This is a genomic window from Halomonas ventosae, from assembly GCF_004363555.1.
GTDB lineage: Bacteria > Pseudomonadota > Gammaproteobacteria > Pseudomonadales > Halomonadaceae > Halomonas > Halomonas ventosae.
The window spans coordinates 1-17,395 of sequence record NZ_SNZJ01000001.1 but is presented as its reverse complement, the minus strand read 5'-3'; the positions used below and the strand labels follow the sequence as shown (position 1 = coordinate 17,395).

Here is a 17,395-nt window from a genome sequence, read left to right as displayed (position 1 = left end):
GACTCAGCCCATGTCGAGATGCAAGCGCCGTTTGTCACGCACCCACATTGCGCAGAGTGATGTCTCGCCACAAACGACCGGGCTCAGCACGCCAGCGATCCCTGCTCTCGTGACTCAACGACAGCAAGAGAACTTTTGATGAACACCTTGTCCCATGCGGCCGCATCGCCTGAGCAGCAGGAACGCTTCGGCGGCTCCCTCGAACGCAGCTCGATCGCCTTTCAGATACTGGAACGGATCAAGTCCGCGCTGATTCGTGGTGACCTCAAGCCAGGTGACTACCTGCCCTCCGAGACCGAACTGACCCAAAGCCTGGGCATCGGCAAATCGAGCGTTCGTGAAGCTATCAAGATGCTCCAGGCGATCGGTATCGTGGAGGTCCGGCGAGGCCATGGCACGATCATCCGGCGCGAGCCGGGAGATCCTCTGGTCGATCCCATGGCCTTCGGCATGATCCTGGCGCGCGGCATGACACGCGACGTGCTGGAATTCCGGGCGATGTTCGAACCCGCCTACACCCTCCAGGCAATGGCCAACGCCACTGATGAGGACCATCAGCGCATTCAGCAGGCCATTGACGACATGGCCACGGCGATTGCCAACGGTGAGCAGACGTCGCGCCACGATGTCAGCTTCCATCGCGCCATCCTGCATGCCACCCACAACCCCATGACCATCCGGGTCGGCCGGACGCTACTGGAGCTGATCGAGGCGGCCCTCGAGACGTCGATGCAGACACTGCCGGAAACCGCCCTCAACGATCACCAGGCGATCTATGCTGCCTTCCGGGCGGGTGACGCCGAAGGGGTAAGACGGGCGATCGAGCACAGCGCGGAAAGCTGGGAAACCAACCTGACGTATCGGGATTGAGCTCGACGGCAACACTACTCTTCCAAGGAGACCGATCGGCGCTCGCCGAGGAATTCGATGAGCCGCTCCAGGGGCATGGGACGCGCAAGGTAAAAGCCCTGGAAGAGATCGCAGCCATGGGTCATCAGCACGTCGTGCTGCTCCTCATGCTCGATGCCTTCGGCGACCACCTGCAGACCGAGGTGGTGCGCCATGGAGATGATGCCCTGGATGATGGCGGCATCCTCCGCACTGCGCGTGACCTCACTGACGAAGCTGCGATCGATCTTCACCGTGTCGATGGGCAGGTGCTTGAGGTAGCTGAGGCTGGAAAAGCCGGTCCCGAAGTCGTCGATGGCGACGCCCACGCCCATGCCCCTGAGGGAATGAAGGATGTCGATGGCACTCTCGGTATCGTTCATCAGCACGCCTTCGGTCAGCTCCAGGGAGAGTTTCGGTGCCGGTAAGCCGGAGACGGCCAGGGTCTGGCGCAGGTTGCCGAGAAAGCTCGAGCGGCGGAACTGCAGCGGCGAGAGGTTGACCGCGACACTCAGGATGCCCTGCCCTGCCTGGTCGAGCATGCGCAGGTCATGGCAGGCCCTCGAGAGCACCCACTCGCTGATCGGGATGATCTGGCCGGTCTCCTCGGCCAGGGGAATGAACTGTGCGGGCGAGACATAGCCGCGCAGGGGGTTTGGCCAGCGCAACAGCGCCTCCACGCCCACTACCCGCCCATGGCGATCGATCAACGGCTGATAGTGCAACTCGAAGGCCTGCACATCGATCGCCTCCTGGAGCTCATTGCGCAGCGCGACGCGATCACCCAGCCGATGGGTGATCTCGGGCGTGAACCAATGGCAGGCGTTACGCCCTTGCTGCTTGGCGAGGTACATGGCCATGTCCGCCTGCTGGATGAGCTCGTTGGGCTGGGAGAGCTCCGCATTGCTGACGGCGATGCCGATGCTGCAGGAGAGCGAAAGCTCATGCTCGCCGACCCGATAGGGCCGCGCAATGAGCGCCAGCAGCCGCTCTGCCACCTGCAGCGCCTGCTCCTCATCGTGCAGGTCCGGCAGCAGCACCACGAACTCGTCGCCCCCCAGGCGCGCCAGGGTATCGCCCGCGCGCATCGCCGCGGACAGGCGCTGCGAGACCCCCAGCAACAGCTGGTCCCCGATGGCATGCCCCAGGCTGTCGTTGATCGGCTTGAACTCGTCGAGGTCGACGAAGAGCACCGCCAGCAGAAGCCCATGACGCCTGGCCAGCTCGAAATCATGGACCAGCCGATCCTCCAGCAGCGTGCGGTTGGCCAATCCGGTCAGGGCATCGTGGCTGGCATGGTAGGCCAGGCGGGCCTCATAGGCCTTGCGTTCGGAGATATCATGCTGGATGCCCACATAGTGGGTGACCTGCCCCTCCTCGTCGCGCACCGGGGCGATGTAGAGGTCGTTCCAGAAGGGGGTGCCATCCTTGCGATAATTGCACAGGGTGACATGCACCTCGCGCTTGAGAGCCAGCTGCTGGCGCACCTGCTGCACTACCGCCATGTCGGTCTCGGCGCCCTGCAGGAAGCGACAATTGCGGCCGATGATCTCGTCGCGCGTGTAGCCTGTCATGCGCTGGAAGGCGTCGTTGGCATAGATGATCGGCAGGTCGGGCTCGCCTGCGTCGGCGATCAGCACCCCGTTGACGCTGGCCTCCACCCCACGCTCGAGGATCCGCAGCCGGGTCTCGTGTTCCCGGCGTTGCGTCACGTCCTTGGCGATGCCGTATACCCCCTGGATACGCTCATCGACCACGATCGGCAGGTTGGTGATATCCAGGCGGCGGGTCTTGCCATCCCGATGAGGAATCTGCAGTTCGTAGCGGCAGGGTTCGCCGGCCGCGGTGGTCTCGAATTTCTGCTGAACATGCGCCAGGTCGTCGGGCTTGAGGAATTGCGAGAAGTGAGCGCCCAGGATCTGCTCGATGGGGAAGCCGGTCAGCGCAGCGCAATGCTCATTGGCCGTGGCGAAGTGTCCACCCAGATCCAGTGAGAACACCGCATCCGGGTTATAGGCGAAGAGCGAACGGTAGCGCTGCTCGCTCTCCCACAGCGACCGCCGGTCCTGCTCGCGCTCCACCGCCAGCGCCACTAGATCCACGGCCTGACGCGTCATTTCCAGCTCGGCAGCGTCTGGCCTGGCCGGCCGCCGATAGTAGGTCGCAAAGGTACCCAGCAACCGGCCATCACGGGCGATGACCGGATAGGACCAGCAGGCCCTGAGCCCCTGCGTGGCGGCCAGGGTCCTGAAGCCCTTCCAGCGGGGGTCACGTTCGAGGTCCTCGCAGACTACCACCTCACGGCCATGGGCCGAGCTGCCACAGGCGCCCATGCCGGCGCCGATGGGAATCGCGCCGATCGCCTCCCGGTAGCCCACCGGCAGGCTCTGCCCCGCCACCAGGCGCAGCTCGCGGCCTTCGTCGTCGGCCAGCATGATCGAGCACAGCCCGCCGTGCAGCTGCCCCTCGAGCAAGCGGCAGATGGCGTCGAGGGTCTGACCGAGCGGGACCTCCTCGGCAATCATCGCCTGAATGGCGTGTTGCTGCTCGAGCTGCTCCCGTGTTGCCATCAGCTGCCGGGAGTGCCCCAGGACCAGGCGGACCATCCCCAGGCTGAAGACCAGCAGATAGGTCAGCGTCAACCCGCCCAGGCCCACGGCTGACGGCACGATAGCGGCCTGCAGCCAGCTCGCCTGCGACGCGGGGTGCACGGAAGGGCTGAGCATCGGTCCGCCCGGCAGACCGATGTGGCGTGCCGCGAAGGTCGGGGACTCCGTCACATCACGTGCTGCCCTCCCCGGCGCCGCCAGGGAGAGAAGCACCTCGTCATCACGGGAAAGGTTGACCTGGAAGCCGTCCAGTTGAAGGCGCAGCCCACGGGACAGGAGCGCCGCCATGTCCAGCACGGCCACCAGCTGTTGGTCACGACGCGGTACCGCGATCGCCATGATCGCCAGACTCGGCGCGCTATCATCGGGCACGATCATGCGCGGCTGGGGAAAGGGCATCGCCAGCCAGTCGCTGACGCGCGCGGCATCCATCCAGTGCGCCAGCCAGCGCCGAGCCTCATCGCTGCGCGCCCGATGCCAGAGGAGGTCCTGGTCGCTGCCCAGCAGGCCGATCACCTCGAGGCTAGGGGTATCACGCAGGTAGTTGTCAGCATCGCGATTCAGCACGGTGGGTTCCAGGCCAAGGGCTGAGGCATCCAGCCGCTCCGCCATGCGTTGCATCAGCATCAGATGCGACCCCATCACCTGCTCGGCATTGAGGCGAACGTTGTCGAGCAGATGCTCCGCCTGCTGGTTGATCCGCTGTTGCTGCTGCCAGCCAAGCAGGTACCACGCCAGACTGCTCGCCATCACCCCGGCCAGGCCCGCCATGACGGCCGCCCTTCCCAGCTTGAGCTGCCGCTTCACCGACCTGGCACTCGCCGCCAGCATGGCGCTGCCAAACATCAACGCGAACAGGGCCACCACCGGCGGAGACGAAGTCATCGCCATCCATCCGGGACCATGCGCCGAGACGACGAGCATCATCCCCAGCACGACGAGCCCGAAGAGCAACATCAGGCACCCGCACAGCTGCCACAGCCGGCGCAGCGCCTTCCGCTCGCACCCCGCCAGGAGACAGGCGGCCACCATCACCAGCAGGAAAGCCAGGAGGGAGGCAACCCGCGACTCCCCGGAGAGCCAGGAGACGCCCGCCAGGCTCCCGCCGAGCAGGGCATTGTGAATCAGGGTGTAGCCCATCAAGGCCAGCAGACCGCCACCTGCCAGAAGGCGCGTGCACTGCCAGTGCTGCACCACGGCCAGTAGGCCAACACCGGACAACATGGCGGCCAGCGAGGCATCCGGGACCAGCAGCCTTTGCGGGGGGAAGTGTACCCACTCCAGCATCCCGGCCAGGCCCATCAGCACGAAGGCCGCCGACACCATCAGCAGCCAGCTATCCAGGGCGATATCGCGGGTCTTGAACGGCATGAACGGGGTGCTCCCTGCGCGTGATCAACAAGGTATCTGGAAGAGCCCGCTGCAGAGGCCTGCTTGTTGCGGTGCTCAAGATGGTGCAGTGCTACGCTTGGGAACACCAGCCTGTGTTCTCATCCAATAGGCTGAGAGTCCTCAGCTTACCACTCCCGAACCATGCTGTTGTCGGCATCCGTCCGTTGGGCAGCCGGGCAGGGGCCATTGCCAACCGGAAGGAAGTTTCGACGGCTGCCCACTCGACTCATAACCAAAGGCTATTGGAAAAACGATCTCTTATTCTCTAGTGTATTTTTCCAAAGACGCCACGAACACCGTGACGTCTTCCCTCGTTTCAGCGAAATCACAGGAGCAATCCCATGCTCAAGCGCATAGCCCTTACCGCCATCGCCGCGGGCCTGATGACCGCCGGCAGCCTGGCCCAGGCCGATAACCACGCCATCAGGGTCGGCATGTCCGGCGGCTACTTCCCCTTCACCTTCGTCGAGCAGGACAAGCTCCAGGGCTTCGAGGTGGATGTCATGGAGGCCGTGGCCGAGGAGATGGACGTCGAGGTCGAGTTCGTCACAGCGAACTTCTCGGGACTGTTCGGCATGCTCGAGTCCGGCCGGATCGACACCATCGCCAACCAGATCACCATCACAGAGGAACGGGCCGCGAAGTACGCCTTCACCGAGCCCTACGTCTATGACGGCGCCCAGGTCGTGGTCAAGGAAGGCAATGAGGTGATCCAGGGCGTCGAGGACCTGAAGGGCAAGACCGTTGCCGTCAACCTCGGCTCCAATTACGAGCAGTTGCTGCGCGAGTTGCCCTATGCCGACGAGATCGACATTCGCACCTACGAGAGCAACATCGAGCAGGATACCGCCCTGGGCCGCGTCGACGCCTTCGTCATGGATCGGGTGAGTGCCAGCCAGGTGATCAAGGAGAAGCCGCTGCCGCTGGCACTGGCCGGCCAGCCCTTCTCCGAGATCCGCAATGCCCTGCCGTTCCGCGACACCGAGGAGGACCGGGCCCTGCGTGACCGGGTCGACGCCGCGCTTTCCAGCCTGCGCGAGTCGGGCGAACTCACGGCCATCTCGGAAGAGTGGTTCGGCACCGACATCACTCGTCCGTGAGGCATTGAGTCGCTCCCATGCCGTTGCTTGATGTCGACTACATGCTGGGGCTGGTGCCCATCCTGCTGCGCTACCTGCCGCTGACCCTGCAGATGGCCGCCGTGGGGATGGCACTGGCCCTGGTGCTGGCCTGCGGCCTCGCCGTGATCCGCGTGCTGCGCATCCCGGGCCTGAATGCCGCCACCCTGCTGTTCATCTCCTTCTTCCGCGGCACGCCGCTGCTGGTGCAGCTGTTCCTGTTCTACTACGGCTTGCCCCAGCTGCTGGCCTTCCTGACCCAGATCAACGGCATCACCGCCACCATCATGGGCCTGACCCTGCACTTCTCGGCCTACATGGCGGAATCCATCCGCGCCGCCATCGTCGGGGTCGATCGCAGCCAGACGGAGGCCGCCCTCTCCATCGGCATGACCAACGGCCAGCTGATGCGGCGCATCGTGCTGCCCCAGGCCACGCGTGTCGCGGTGCCGACGCTGATGAACTACTTCATCGACATGATCAAGGCGACCTCCCTGGCCTTCACCCTGGGGGTCACCGAGCTCATGGGCGCCACCCAGAAGGAGGCCGCCGGCAGCTTCCTCTACTTCGAGGCCTTCATCACCGTGGCGATCTTCTACTGGGTGATCGTCGAGCTGCTGGCCTGGTTCCAGCGGCGCCTGGAAACCCGACTCAACGAGGCCTATCGCCGATGATCAAGGTAGAAGGACTCATCAAGCGCTTCGACGGGACCGCCGTGCTCGACGGCATCGACCTGGCCATCGAGCAGGGCGAGATCATCGTGGTGATCGGCCCCTCGGGGACCGGCAAGTCGACGCTGCTGCGCTGCCTGAACTTCCTCGAGCGGCCGGATGCGGGCCGGCTGACCATCGGCGACCTGGATGTCGACGTCACCCGGGCCAGCCGGGCCGACATCCTGGCGGCACGGCGGCGCACGGCCTTCGTGTTCCAGAACTATGCGCTGTTCGCCAACAAGACGGCGCTGGAGAACATCGCCGAGGGACTGATCGTGGTCAACCGCTGGCCCAAGGCGAAGGCCCATGCCCGCGCCAGGGAGATCCTGGAGCGCATTGGCCTGGCCGACAAGGCCGATGCCTACCCCGCTTCCCTGTCCGGTGGCCAGCAGCAGCGAGTGGGCATCGGCCGCGCCATGGCGGCCCAGGCCGAGGTGATCCTCTTCGACGAGCCGACCTCCTCGCTGGACCCGGAGTGGGTCGAGGAGGTGCTGGGGCTGATGAAGCAGCTCGCCCGTGAGCGCCAGACCATGCTGGTGGTCACGCACGAGATGAGCTTCGCCCGGGACGTGGCGGACCGGGTGATCTTCATGGAAGGCGGTCGCATCGTCGAAGAGGGACCGCCCGGCCAGCTCTTCGGTTCGCCCAAGGATCCCCGCACCCGGGACTTCCTGCGCAAGGTACTGGCGACACAGGTGTCTATCGACTCCCCGACCTGAGCCGAACGCCTGATGGCCGCGTTGTGGGCCCCGGCGGGCTTCCCGTATAGTGTTGGTACACTTTTCCAGGCCCGCGCCCTCCTCGATGCCACAACCACGCGCCCAGATCCGCCCTCGCCGCCGCCCTCCCCTGCATTTCCTGCCGCTGGGCGGATGTGGCGAGATCGGCATGAACCTCAGCCTCTATGGCCTGGGTCGTGAAGAGAGAGGTCACGGGGAGAGGGGTCAAAGGGAGAGGGACCACAAGGCTGAGTGGATCGCCGTGGACTGCGGCATGATGATCCGCCAGGACCTCCCGGACAATCCGCTCCAGGTGCCGGATCTCTCCACCCTGGAGACGCTCGGGATCCGTCCGCGGGCGCTGATCATCACCCATGGCCATGAGGACCATATCGGCGCCGCCGCCTGGCTGTGGCCCAAGTGGGGCTGCCCGATCCACGCCACCCCGCTGGCGGCCGGCCTGCTGCGCGCCAAGTTCGCCGAGCGCGGGCTGGCAACCGACGCCATCAAGGTCATCGAGCCCGGCGAGGCGCTGGAGACCGGCCCCTTCACCCTGCGCTTCCTGCCGCTGACCCATTCGATTCCGGAGAGCTGCGCGCTGCTGATCGCCGCCGGCGAGCATCGGGTGTTGCACACCGGGGACTGGAAGCTCGACCCCGAACCGCTGATCGGCCCGGCGATCTCCGCCGCCACCTTCCGCGCCATCGCGCCCGTGGACCTGGTGGTGGGCGACTCCACCAATGCGCCGATGCCCGGCCACTCGCGCAGCGAGGGCGAGGTCGCCGAGGCGCTGACCCACGCCATCGCCCGCTGTGAGGGACGCGTGGTGGTGAGCTGCTTCGCCAGCAACCTGGCGCGGGTGCTGGCCATCGGTCGCGCGGCCGAGCGTTGCGGGCGCCGGGTCAGCCTGATGGGGCGCTCCATGGAGCGCATGGTGGGCGTGGCACGCCAGCTTGGCTACATGGACGACCTGCCGCCGCTGGTGCCGGTGAGCGACCTCGGCTACCTGCCGCCGGAGGAAGTGCTGGTGATCGCCACCGGCAGCCAGGGCGAGCCGCGCGCCGCGCTGTCGCGCCTCTCCCGGGGACGCCATCCCCATTTCGAGCTGATGGCCGGCGATACGGTGATCTTCTCCGCCAAGGCCATCCCCGGTAACGAGCGACTGATCGAGCGCCTGAAACGCGGCCTCAAGCACTTCAGCGTGGCGATCCTCGACGACGAGAATCACCCCGAGCTGCATGCCTCGGGCCACCCGGCCCAGGACGAGCTGCGCACCTTCTACGGCTGGGTGAAGCCACGCCACCTGCTGCCGGTGCACGGCGAACCTCGCCACCAGCAGGCCCACCAGGCGCTGGCCGAGGAGCTCGGCATAAAGGCGCCGCTGGCGCCGGTGAACGGCGACCTGATCCGCCTGGATGCCGAGGGGCTCTCCCTGGAGGCGCGCCACCCCCAGCAGCCGCATATCGTCAGCCAGGATGCGGTCTCCGCCCTGCCCGGCCTGGGCGGCCACGACGGAGGCAATCGTTCACGCCATGGCAGCCTCTATCTCGCCATCTCGGTGGCCGCCACCGACACCGGCTGGACGCGTATCGGCCGACTGATGCTCGACGCCAGCCAGACGAGCCCCATGGATGAGACCGCCTTTGCCGACTGGCTGGATGACTGCCTGGAAGAAACCCGGGTGGACTCCCTGGCGGAATTACGCCTGGCCCTGCAGCCGAGGCTGCTCGGCTGGCTCGCCGATCACCTGCACCGGGTACCCGAGGTGCACCTGCAGATACTGGCGGTGGAAGCCGAGATGCTGGGGAAGTAGAACGGAGAAGTCTCAGGTCATTAGTAGGAGCGGTGCTTGCACCGCGAATAGCGGGGACCAACACCCAATCGCCGTGCAAGTCGAGACGTCGAACCGACGGCTCCTACATCGGGTTCAGATTATCAGTAGGAACCGACGGTCTGGCGGTTTAGCGGTTTGCCTTGCACCGCGATAAGTGAGGATCGGCAAACAATCGCCGTGCAAGCACAGCTCCTACGATTGGCGCATAGCCTCTGTGGGAGCGGTGCTTGCACCGCGAAAGACAGGCAAACGGTAATTCGCCATGAAAGTCGAACTCTAAAACATCAAGCCTTGCTGGCATTCTTCGGCGGACGACCGCGCTTGCGCTTGGGCTGCTCGGTCACCAGGTCGTCCAGGGAAAGGCCGGCTTCATTGATCTGTTCGCGGATCTCGGCGAGTTTCCTGGCCTTCTCGGCTTCCTCTTCCTGGCGCTGAACTTCTTCGTCCTTCTTCTGCTCGATCACCTCACCGATGACCTCGGCCAGCTTGTGGAGCTGTTCCATGCTCAGCTGGCGTGCCGCGGCACGAGCCACGTTCTTGTTGCGGGCGATGCGCTCCAGGGATTCGCTGGACATTGGCGGTCTCCATGCCGAATGTTGGACGGTTGCGTTGTGTAATGACACGTCAAAAGTATATGCACTAGCGTGACATTGGCAAGAAAAGTCGCGGGAAAAATCGACAGAAAGAAAGGGAAAATTGCCGCACGCCGAGGCAGACAGCCGAGCGGGATTCGCGAAATGCCGGCAGGATTTCTCTCGCCCACATACAGACGGGCGACACCGTGATGTCGCCCGTTACGTCCTGATGCCGGCTGCCGCCTGGCTAGGGTGACGTCTCAGCCACCGGTCATGTTCATGAAGCGGACCACCTGGACGTCGCCATCGGTGGTGAAGTGATGTCGTTCAGGCTTGAGCGGCATGGCGCGCACGATGGCCTGCTTTAGCGCCTCCATATCGCCGGGGTGGCGGCGCAGCACGGCGCGCAGGTCCACGGAGTGCTCGTTACCGAGGCACAGCAGCAGGCGCCCCTCCACCGTTACGCGAACCCGGTTGCAGGTGTCGCAGAAGTTGTGGCTGTGGGGAGAGATGAAGCCGACCCGGGATTCGCTGTCGGGCATCATGAAGTAGCGCGACGGCCCGAGGGTCGACTCGGTGGTGGGAATCAGCTCGTGGCGGGTCTCGATCCGCTCCTGCACCTCGTCGCTGGAACAGAAGGTCTCGGCACGGGAGTGGTCCGACACGTCACCCAGCGGCATCTCCTCGATGAAGCTGATGTCGAGGCCCTCGTCACGGGCGAAGTCGACGAGATCCAGCACCTCGTCATCGTTGCGCCCCTTGAGGATCACGGCATTGAGCTTGATGCGCTCGAACCCGGCATCCCGCGCGGCATGTATGCCCTCGATCACCTTGTGCAGGTCACCGGTGCGGGTGAGCCGACGGAAGCGGTCGGGATCCAGGGAGTCAAGGCTGATATTGAGGCGCTTGAGCCCCCCCTCGCGCAGGCGAGAGGCGAATTTGGGCAGGCTCGCGCCATTGGTGGTCATGGCGAAATCCTTGAGCCCCGGAAGCGCGCCGATATCCGCGACGAGACGATCGATGTCACGCCGCACCAGGGGCTCGCCCCCGGTCAGGCGGACCTTCTCCACGCCCATCTCGGTAAAGGCGCGAGCGACCATCGCCAGCTCCTCCAGGGTCAGCACCTGGGCACGCGGCAGGAAGGTCATCTCCTCGCTCATGCAGTAGACGCAGCGGAAATCACAGCGATCGGTGACCGAGATGCGCACGTAGCGCACTCGCCTGCCGAAGTCGTCGATCAGCTCATCGGTCATGAAGACATCTCCCAGCGACGGGCATCATGATGGTCACCGTCGCGCTCCGAAACCCAGTAGTCCCCGCTGGCGGTGTGCTCCTTCTTCCAGAAAGGCGCGCGGGTCTTGAGGTAATCCATGATGAAGTCGCAGGCCTCGAAGGCGGCGCGACGATGCGCGCTGGCGACCACTACCAACACGATAGGGTCTGCAGGCGTGAGGCGTCCAATCCGGTGGATCACGGTCACGCCCTGCAGCGGCCAGCGGGACTCGGCCTGCTCGACGATCTCGCCCAGGGCCGCCTCGGTCATGCCCGGATAGTGTTCCAGGGTCAGTGCCTGGACCTCGGGGCGCTCGTTGAAGTCACGCACCAGGCCGGTGAAGCTCACCACCGCCCCGATGTCGCTGCGCCCCTCGAGCAGGGCGCGCTGTTCAACGCCGACATCGAAGACGCTTTCCTGCACGCGGATCATTGCTAGCCTCCGGTCACCGGGGGAAAGAAGGCGACCTCGTCATTGTCGGTCAGCGGCGTGGCATCCCCGGCCATCACCTGATTGACGGCACACAGCACGCGCCCCTGGTCGAGGCCCTCGAAGCGCGGATCCAGTGCCTTGAGCGCCGTCTTGAGGCCGGCCACGTCGGAGCTAGGCAGGCGGTCAACCGGCACCGAGACATCGCCGACCCCGAGGCGCTCGCGCAGCTCGGCCAGGCACTTCACGCGGATGCAGGGCGCGGCGATGTCGCAACGCTGCCCCACAGACACCTCGCCGGAGGCCCCCTCGCCGGTGACGATGGGCGACGAGGCGGACTCGATGACGGAGGGAGCCACCGCTCGCTCTCCCCGGGCCTCTTCGCGACGATAGTCACCGGACTTGCCGCCGGTCTTGGTGTCGAGGTGGATGGCGCCGATCTCCATGCCCTTGTCCACGGCCTTGCACATGTCATAGAGGGTCAGGCAGGCCACCGAGACCGCGGTCAGCGCCTCCATCTCCACGCCGGTGCGCCCGTTGAGGCGGCAGGTGGCGGTGACATGGACACAGGATTCGACCTCGTCGAGCTCGAACTCGATGGCGACCTTCGACAGGGCCAGGGCATGGCAGAGCGGGATCAGCTCGTGGGTGCGCTTGGCGGCCTGGATGCCGGCGATACGCGCCGTGGCCAGCACGTCGCCCTTGGGCAGGCCGCCCTCGGCGAGCAGCGCCAGGGTCTCGGGCCGCATGCGGATGAGGCCCGAGGCGCTGGCCTCGCGGCGGCTCTCCGGCTTGTCGGCGACGTCGACCATGTGGGCCTCGCCGCGGGCATTGAGATGGGTCAGGGACGGGTTGGTCAGGGACTGGTCGGTCAAGGACATGGGGTCAGCGTCTCATGGCAGTCGATAAAGGGGTTGAATGCTCACCGTGTCACCCGAGGCCACCCCCTCGCGGTCGTCGGTGAGCTCGATCAGGCAGTTGGCGGCCACCATCGAGGAGAGGATCCCGGAGCCCTGGGCCCCGGTGCTGCAGACGTGCAGCCGGCCCTCGGCGTCGGCGCGGAAGCGGCCGCGCAGGTAATCGGTGCGCCCGAGACGGCTCTCCAGGGCCTCGTCGGCGATGGCGACCAGGCGCTCGGGCTCGTGCACCGGCTTGCCTTGCAACTTGGACAGCAACGGCGCCACGAATTGCAGAAATGTGACCATCACCGCCACCGGGTTGCCGGGCAGCCCCAGGAAGGGCACACCGCGCTCGCCCAGCAGACCACAGGCCAGCGGGCGCCCGGGACGGATGGCGATGCGCCAGAAGGCCAGGCGGCCGACCGCCTCCAGGGCCGCGCGGGTGAAATCGGCATGGCCGACCGACACCCCGCCGCTGGTGATCACCATGTCGGCGCGCCCGGCGGCATCGCCCAGGGCAGTGACCATGGCCTCCCGGTCGTCGGGGAGGATGCCCAGGTCAATGACTTCGGCACCCTGCTCGGCCAGCAGGCCGGCCAGGGTATAGCGGTTGGCATCGAAGATGCCCGCCGGGGGCAGCGCCTCCCCCGGGGCGGTGACCTCGTCGCCGGTGGAGAAGATCGCCACCCGCGGGCGACGATGCACGCTCGCCTCAACCAGCCCCAGGGAGGCCAGCAGACCCAGCTCGGCCGCCCCCAGCCGGGTCCCGGCGGCGAGCGCCGTCTGGCCCCGGGGAATGTCCTCGCCGGCCCGGCGCACATGCTGGCCACGCCTCACACGCTCGGATTGGAGGACCGTGACCGTCTCGCCTTCCACCTCGAGCTGCTCGAGCATGATCACGGTGTCGGCCCCTGGCGGGAGTGGCGCCCCGGTGGTGATGCGTACGCACTCGCCCTCACCCGGCGCCTCCTCGAGGCGGCTGCCGGCGAGCACCTCGCCGACGACTCGCCACTCCCCCGGCCACTCGTCGCCTGTCGGCCAGGCCAGGGCGATGCCGTCCATGGCGGCATTGGTGTTCTGCGGCACGTCGATGGGCGAGACCACATCCTCGGCCAGCACACGGCCGTGGAGCTCGGCCAGCGCCACCCGCTCGGCAGGCAGCGGCGCCTCGACCAGGCCGGCCAGGCGGGCACGGGCCTCCGCCACCGGCAGCATCCGCTCGCCGAGGTCGAAGCAGGAGAGCGTCATGGCGTGGCCCCCTCACGGGTGCGCTCGCGGGGCCGCTGGCTGGCCGGCCAGCGGGCGGGCCAGGCGGCGATCCAGTCGGTGAGGGCCTCGAGGTCATTGAGGTCTAGCGCCTCGACCCCCTCGGGCAGCGCGAGGATCGCGTCACTGGCCACGGCGCGCACCCACCGGTCCTCGGCGACGCGCAGCGACTTGCCCACCTCGGGGCGATGGAGCTCGAGCTTGGGCAGCGGCCAGGCCTTGAAGCCCTCCACCAGCACCAGGTCGGGATGCTGGGGGCGGACCATGTCGATGAGTTCGGCGAGATCGGCCTCCTCGCGCCCGGGGGTCTCCATCATCAGCGCCACCCGGGCGCGGGAGGCCACCAGCATCGGCGAAGCACCGGCCTGGCGCAGGCGGTGGCTGTCCTTGCCGGGCTGGTCGACATCGAAGGCGTGGTGGGCATGCTTGATCACCGCCACCCGCAGGCCCCGCTCGCCGAGGCGCGGCAGCAGCTGCTCCAGCAGCGTGGTCTTGCCGGTACCGCTCCAGGCGGCGATGCCGAGCAGTGGCAGGTCGTCGTCGAACGACAGGCTCTCGGGTACGCCATCGCTCATGGGCTCAGGGGCTCCTTCTCTCCTCCGGTGCCCGAGTCTCCCTCGCTCAGGGCGTGCTCGAGCCGCTGCTTCTCGTCATCGGTATTGAGGTTGGCGAAGGCGTCCGGGCAGTCGCTGACGTCCACCCGGCACCAGGTGTGGCGGGCGTACCAGCGATCGATCTTGCGCTCGCCGTCGGCCAGCGCCGCCGCCAGGTCATCCACCAGGGCGGTGCGGATCAGCGCCACCACCGGATGCAGCCGCTCGCCGTCGAAGGCCACGGCGATATCGCATTCGCCTATGCCAGCCACCATCCGATCCACCATCCGCTCCACCAGATCATGGGGCAAGGCTGGCGTGTCGCAGGGCACCACCAGCAGCCAGGGGGTGTGCGCGGCCCGCAGGCCGCTGTAGATGCCCATCAGCGGGCCCTGGTAGCCGCCTTCGGCATCCTGGATCACGCGGTCGGCCAGCGGCGCATAGGCCTCGGCATTGCGGTTGGCATTGATCAGCACCTCGGCGACCCGTCCCGCCAGGCGCTCGCGAACATGGGCCACCAGCGGGCGTCCGGCGAAGGGTTCGAGCCCCTTGTCGCGACCGCCCATCCGGCGCCCCTGGCCGCCGGCCAGGATCAGGCCGGTCAGCTCGTCTCGGGTGATCATGTAGGCTCCTGACGAATCGGTCATGTCGTGAGTCATGATGCCTCAGCACGGCGGCGGGTGCCATGCCGGGCGTCCACGCTGGCCCCCTGCCCTGACACCGGTCAAGCCGTGGCTTATCCCCGTGCCTCCAAGGAGGTACACTATGTTGAAAATATTCTACGAATGCGGCAATCACCGCGGTAAGGACCGATCCATGGAAGAGGCATTCGATGTAGGCGCCCGGCTCAAGCAGCTGAGGCTTTCGCGCGGGCTGTCACAGAGAGAACTGGCCAAGCGGGCCGGCGTCACCAACAGCACCATCTCGCTGGTCGAGCAGAACAACGTCAGCCCGTCGGTAAGCTCACTGAAGAAGATACTGGACGCCCTGCCGGTGTCGATCAGTGCCTTCTTCGCCGGCGACGAGCCCAGCCAGCCGCAACCCTTCTATCGCCGGGACGAACTGACCGATATCGGCGACGGCAGGCTTTCCTGGCGGCTGGTGGCCGCCCGACGCCCCGACCGGCGCATGTCGATCATCCACGAGCACTACCCCCCAGGGGCCGACAGCGGCGAGGAGATGCTGGAGCACGACGGCGAGGAAGGCGGCGTGGTGATCTCGGGACAGATCGAGATCACCGTCAACGGCGAGGTGGGGGTACTGGGCGCGGGCGACGCCTACTACTTCGACTCCCGCCTGCCCCACCGTTTCCGCAACCCCGGCGACGAGGAGTGCGTGATCGTCAGTGCCAGCACCCCGCCGACCTTCTCCGACGCGGGCCAGGAGCAGCACCACGCCTGACAGGTTCCTGTTGAACTGACCACCACAACACGACTGTAGGAGCCGTGCTTGCACGGCGATAGTGTGCTCTCCGCTTATCGCGCTGCAAGCAGCGCTCCTACAGAGAGTCCCAGTGCCCACCGCTATCGCGCTGCAAGCAGCGCTCCTATAGTGATCGATTACTCCTCCTCGGCGCGGGGCAGCACCCAGTTGAGGACGATGCCCACCAGGGCGGCGAGGCTGACCCCCTGCAGGGTGAACTGGCCGTTGCCGAACTGCATGCCGCCGATGCCGAAGACCAGTACCAGCGAGACCACCACCAGGTTGCGCGGCGCGGTGAGCGGCTTGCCCGCCCGCACCAGGGTGTTCATGCCGACCACGGCGATGGAGCCGAAGAGCAGGGTCATGATGCCGCCCATCACCGGCCCCGGGATGGTCTGCAGCAGCGCGCCGAGCTTGCCGACGAAGGCCAGGACGATGGCGATGCAGGCGGCGACCACCATGATCCTGGGGTTGAAGGCACGGGTCAGGGTCACGGCCCCGGTGACCTCGGAGTAGGTGGTATTGGGCGGTCCGCCGAAGATCGCCGCCGCGGTGGTGGCCAGGCCGTCGCCCAGCAGGGTGCGATGCAGGCCGGGCTTCTCCAGGTAGTTCCTGCGCGTCACCGAGCCGATGGCGACCATGTCACCGATATGCTCGACCGCCGGGGCGATGGCGACCGGAATCATGAAGAGGATCGCCGCCCAGTGGAAGCTCGGCGCGGTGAACGACGGCAGCGACAACCAGGCCGATTCCTGCACCGGGGTGAAGTCCACCACCCCCATCACCAGCGCCAGCAGATAGCCCGTAACGATACCGCCCATGATCGGGATCAGGCGGATCAGCCCACGGCCGAACACCGCCAGCACGAGGGTGACCAGGAGGCTTGCCATGGAGAGGAAGATCGCCGCGCCATAGCCGATGTTGTCACTGGTCTCGCCGGTGGCCATGTCCACCGCCACTGGGGCCAAGGCCAGGCCGATCACCATGATCACCGGCCCCACCACCACCGGGGGCAACAGCCGATGCAGCCAGGCGGTGCCCTTGAGACGCACGAACTGCGAGATCACCACGTAGACCAGGCCGGCGGCCATCAGCCCACCCAGAGTGGCGGGAATACCGTAGTTCGCCACCGAGCCCTGGATGGGCGCGATGAAGGCAAACGACGAGGCCAGGAAGACCGGCACGCTGACCCGGGTCACGCCATGGAAGATCAGGGTGCCGATGCCCGCCGTGAACAGCGCCACATTGGGATCAAGGCCGGTGAGCAGCGGCACCAGCACCAGGGCGCCGAAGGCCACGAAGAGCATCTGCGCCCCGGTCAGCAGGGTACGCAACGGGGAGTCGGTGGGCATGGCGGCCGCCGCCGAGTTGTCGGTCATGGTCCAGGGCTCCGGAAAGGTCGAGAGGAACGGGTCGCGCGGCATTCTACCAGCCTGGCATCCCCTTAGCTTCTCGTGCCTCAACGCTTTGCTGCGCTATCGCAGTAGCTGCCATCGCTCAGGGCTGACCTGTCGGCAAGCCTGCGAGGAGGCGCTGTGAATACTTCCCTGTACGCTACCGACGCCATCCATGGCGTAGGACCTTGTGTCTCTCCAGTGAGGGGTGATTAGCTACCACCGCTCACAGCCTGGGTGTATCCCGAGTAGGACCGAATGGCCTCGAGCC

At 66.4% G+C, this 17,395-nt stretch carries 15 protein-coding genes; 6 read left to right on the top strand and 9 right to left on the bottom strand.

Features of this window, described 5'->3' with window-relative positions:
* Positions 1-138: 138 nt before the first annotated feature.
* Positions 139-870, top strand: coding sequence for a FadR/GntR family transcriptional regulator (locus DFP85_RS00075; protein ID WP_133633729.1), 732 nt, complete (start codon positions 139-141; stop codon positions 868-870).
* Positions 871-884: 14 nt separating this feature from the next.
* On the opposite strand, the gene DFP85_RS19010 is transcribed toward DFP85_RS00075, so the two are convergent.
* Positions 885-4,868, bottom strand: coding sequence for an EAL domain-containing protein (locus DFP85_RS19010; protein WP_243737160.1), 3,984 nt, complete (start codon positions 4,866-4,868; stop codon positions 885-887).
* A 362-nt stretch (positions 4,869-5,230) separates the two neighbouring features.
* On the opposite strand from DFP85_RS19010, the gene DFP85_RS00065 reads away from it, so the two are divergent.
* From DFP85_RS00065 to DFP85_RS00050, 4 genes are all read left to right on the top strand, one after another.
* Entirely contained in the window at positions 5,231-5,989 is a 759-nt protein-coding gene (locus DFP85_RS00065) for an amino acid ABC transporter substrate-binding protein (RefSeq protein ID WP_133633727.1), read from the top strand.
* A 17-nt stretch (positions 5,990-6,006) separates the two neighbouring features.
* Positions 6,007-6,681 (top strand): amino acid ABC transporter permease, encoded by a 675-nt coding sequence (locus tag DFP85_RS00060; RefSeq protein WP_133633725.1) that lies wholly within the window; start codon positions 6,007-6,009, stop codon positions 6,679-6,681.
* Positions 6,678-7,439 carry an amino acid ABC transporter ATP-binding protein gene (locus DFP85_RS00055; protein WP_133633723.1) on the top strand — a complete coding sequence of 254 codons (762 nt, stop codon included), beginning with the start codon at positions 6,678-6,680 and terminating at the stop codon, positions 7,437-7,439. Before DFP85_RS00060 ends, DFP85_RS00055 begins: the two co-directional genes overlap by 4 nt.
* A 169-nt stretch (positions 7,440-7,608) precedes the next feature.
* The gene (locus DFP85_RS00050; RefSeq protein ID WP_424955068.1) at positions 7,609-9,252 is read left to right on the top strand and encodes a ribonuclease J; all 1,644 of its coding nucleotides are present in this window, start codon (positions 7,609-7,611) and stop codon (positions 9,250-9,252) included.
* Positions 9,253-9,557: 305 nt separating this feature from the next.
* On the opposite strand, the gene DFP85_RS00045 is transcribed toward DFP85_RS00050, so the two are convergent.
* From DFP85_RS00045 to mobA, 7 genes are all read right to left on the bottom strand, one after another.
* Positions 9,558-9,848 (bottom strand): H-NS family histone-like protein, encoded by a 291-nt coding sequence (locus DFP85_RS00045; RefSeq protein ID WP_133633719.1) that lies wholly within the window; start codon positions 9,846-9,848, stop codon positions 9,558-9,560.
* Positions 9,849-10,108: 260 nt separating this feature from the next.
* Complete coding sequence (gene moaA / locus DFP85_RS00040) at positions 10,109-11,101, bottom strand: GTP 3',8-cyclase MoaA (protein ID WP_133633717.1); 993 nt, start codon at positions 11,099-11,101, stop codon at positions 10,109-10,111.
* The gene (moaE, locus tag DFP85_RS00035) at positions 11,098-11,553 is read right to left on the bottom strand and encodes a molybdopterin synthase catalytic subunit MoaE (RefSeq protein ID WP_133633715.1); all 456 of its coding nucleotides are present in this window, start codon (positions 11,551-11,553) and stop codon (positions 11,098-11,100) included. Before moaE ends, moaA begins: the two co-directional genes overlap by 4 nt.
* Positions 11,554-11,555: 2 nt before the next feature.
* Positions 11,556-12,431, bottom strand: coding sequence for a cyclic pyranopterin monophosphate synthase MoaC (moaC, locus tag DFP85_RS00030; RefSeq protein ID WP_133633713.1), 876 nt, complete (start codon positions 12,429-12,431; stop codon positions 11,556-11,558).
* Positions 12,432-12,443: 12 nt separating this feature from the next.
* Positions 12,444-13,697, bottom strand: coding sequence for a molybdopterin molybdotransferase MoeA (gene moeA, locus DFP85_RS00025; RefSeq protein WP_133633711.1), 1,254 nt, complete (start codon positions 13,695-13,697; stop codon positions 12,444-12,446).
* Positions 13,694-14,290: a molybdopterin-guanine dinucleotide biosynthesis protein B gene (gene mobB / locus DFP85_RS00020; RefSeq protein WP_133633709.1), complete on the bottom strand. Its 597-nt coding sequence runs from the start codon at positions 14,288-14,290 to the stop codon at positions 13,694-13,696. Before mobB ends, moeA begins: the two co-directional genes overlap by 4 nt.
* On the bottom strand, positions 14,287-14,931 hold the full coding sequence (mobA, locus tag DFP85_RS00015) for a molybdenum cofactor guanylyltransferase MobA (protein WP_133633707.1): 645 nt from the start codon (positions 14,929-14,931) through the stop codon (positions 14,287-14,289). The genes mobB and mobA overlap by 4 nt, the downstream gene beginning before the upstream one ends.
* Positions 14,932-15,124: 193 nt before the next feature.
* On the opposite strand from mobA, the gene DFP85_RS00010 reads away from it, so the two are divergent.
* Entirely contained in the window at positions 15,125-15,709 is a 585-nt protein-coding gene (locus tag DFP85_RS00010; RefSeq protein ID WP_133633705.1) for a cupin domain-containing protein, read from the top strand.
* A 158-nt stretch (positions 15,710-15,867) separates the two neighbouring features.
* Here DFP85_RS00010 and DFP85_RS00005 read toward each other — a convergent pair whose 3' ends face one another.
* The gene (locus tag DFP85_RS00005; RefSeq protein ID WP_166644553.1) at positions 15,868-17,109 is read right to left on the bottom strand and encodes a uracil-xanthine permease family protein; all 1,242 of its coding nucleotides are present in this window, start codon (positions 17,107-17,109) and stop codon (positions 15,868-15,870) included.
* Positions 17,110-17,395 lie beyond the last annotated feature (286 nt).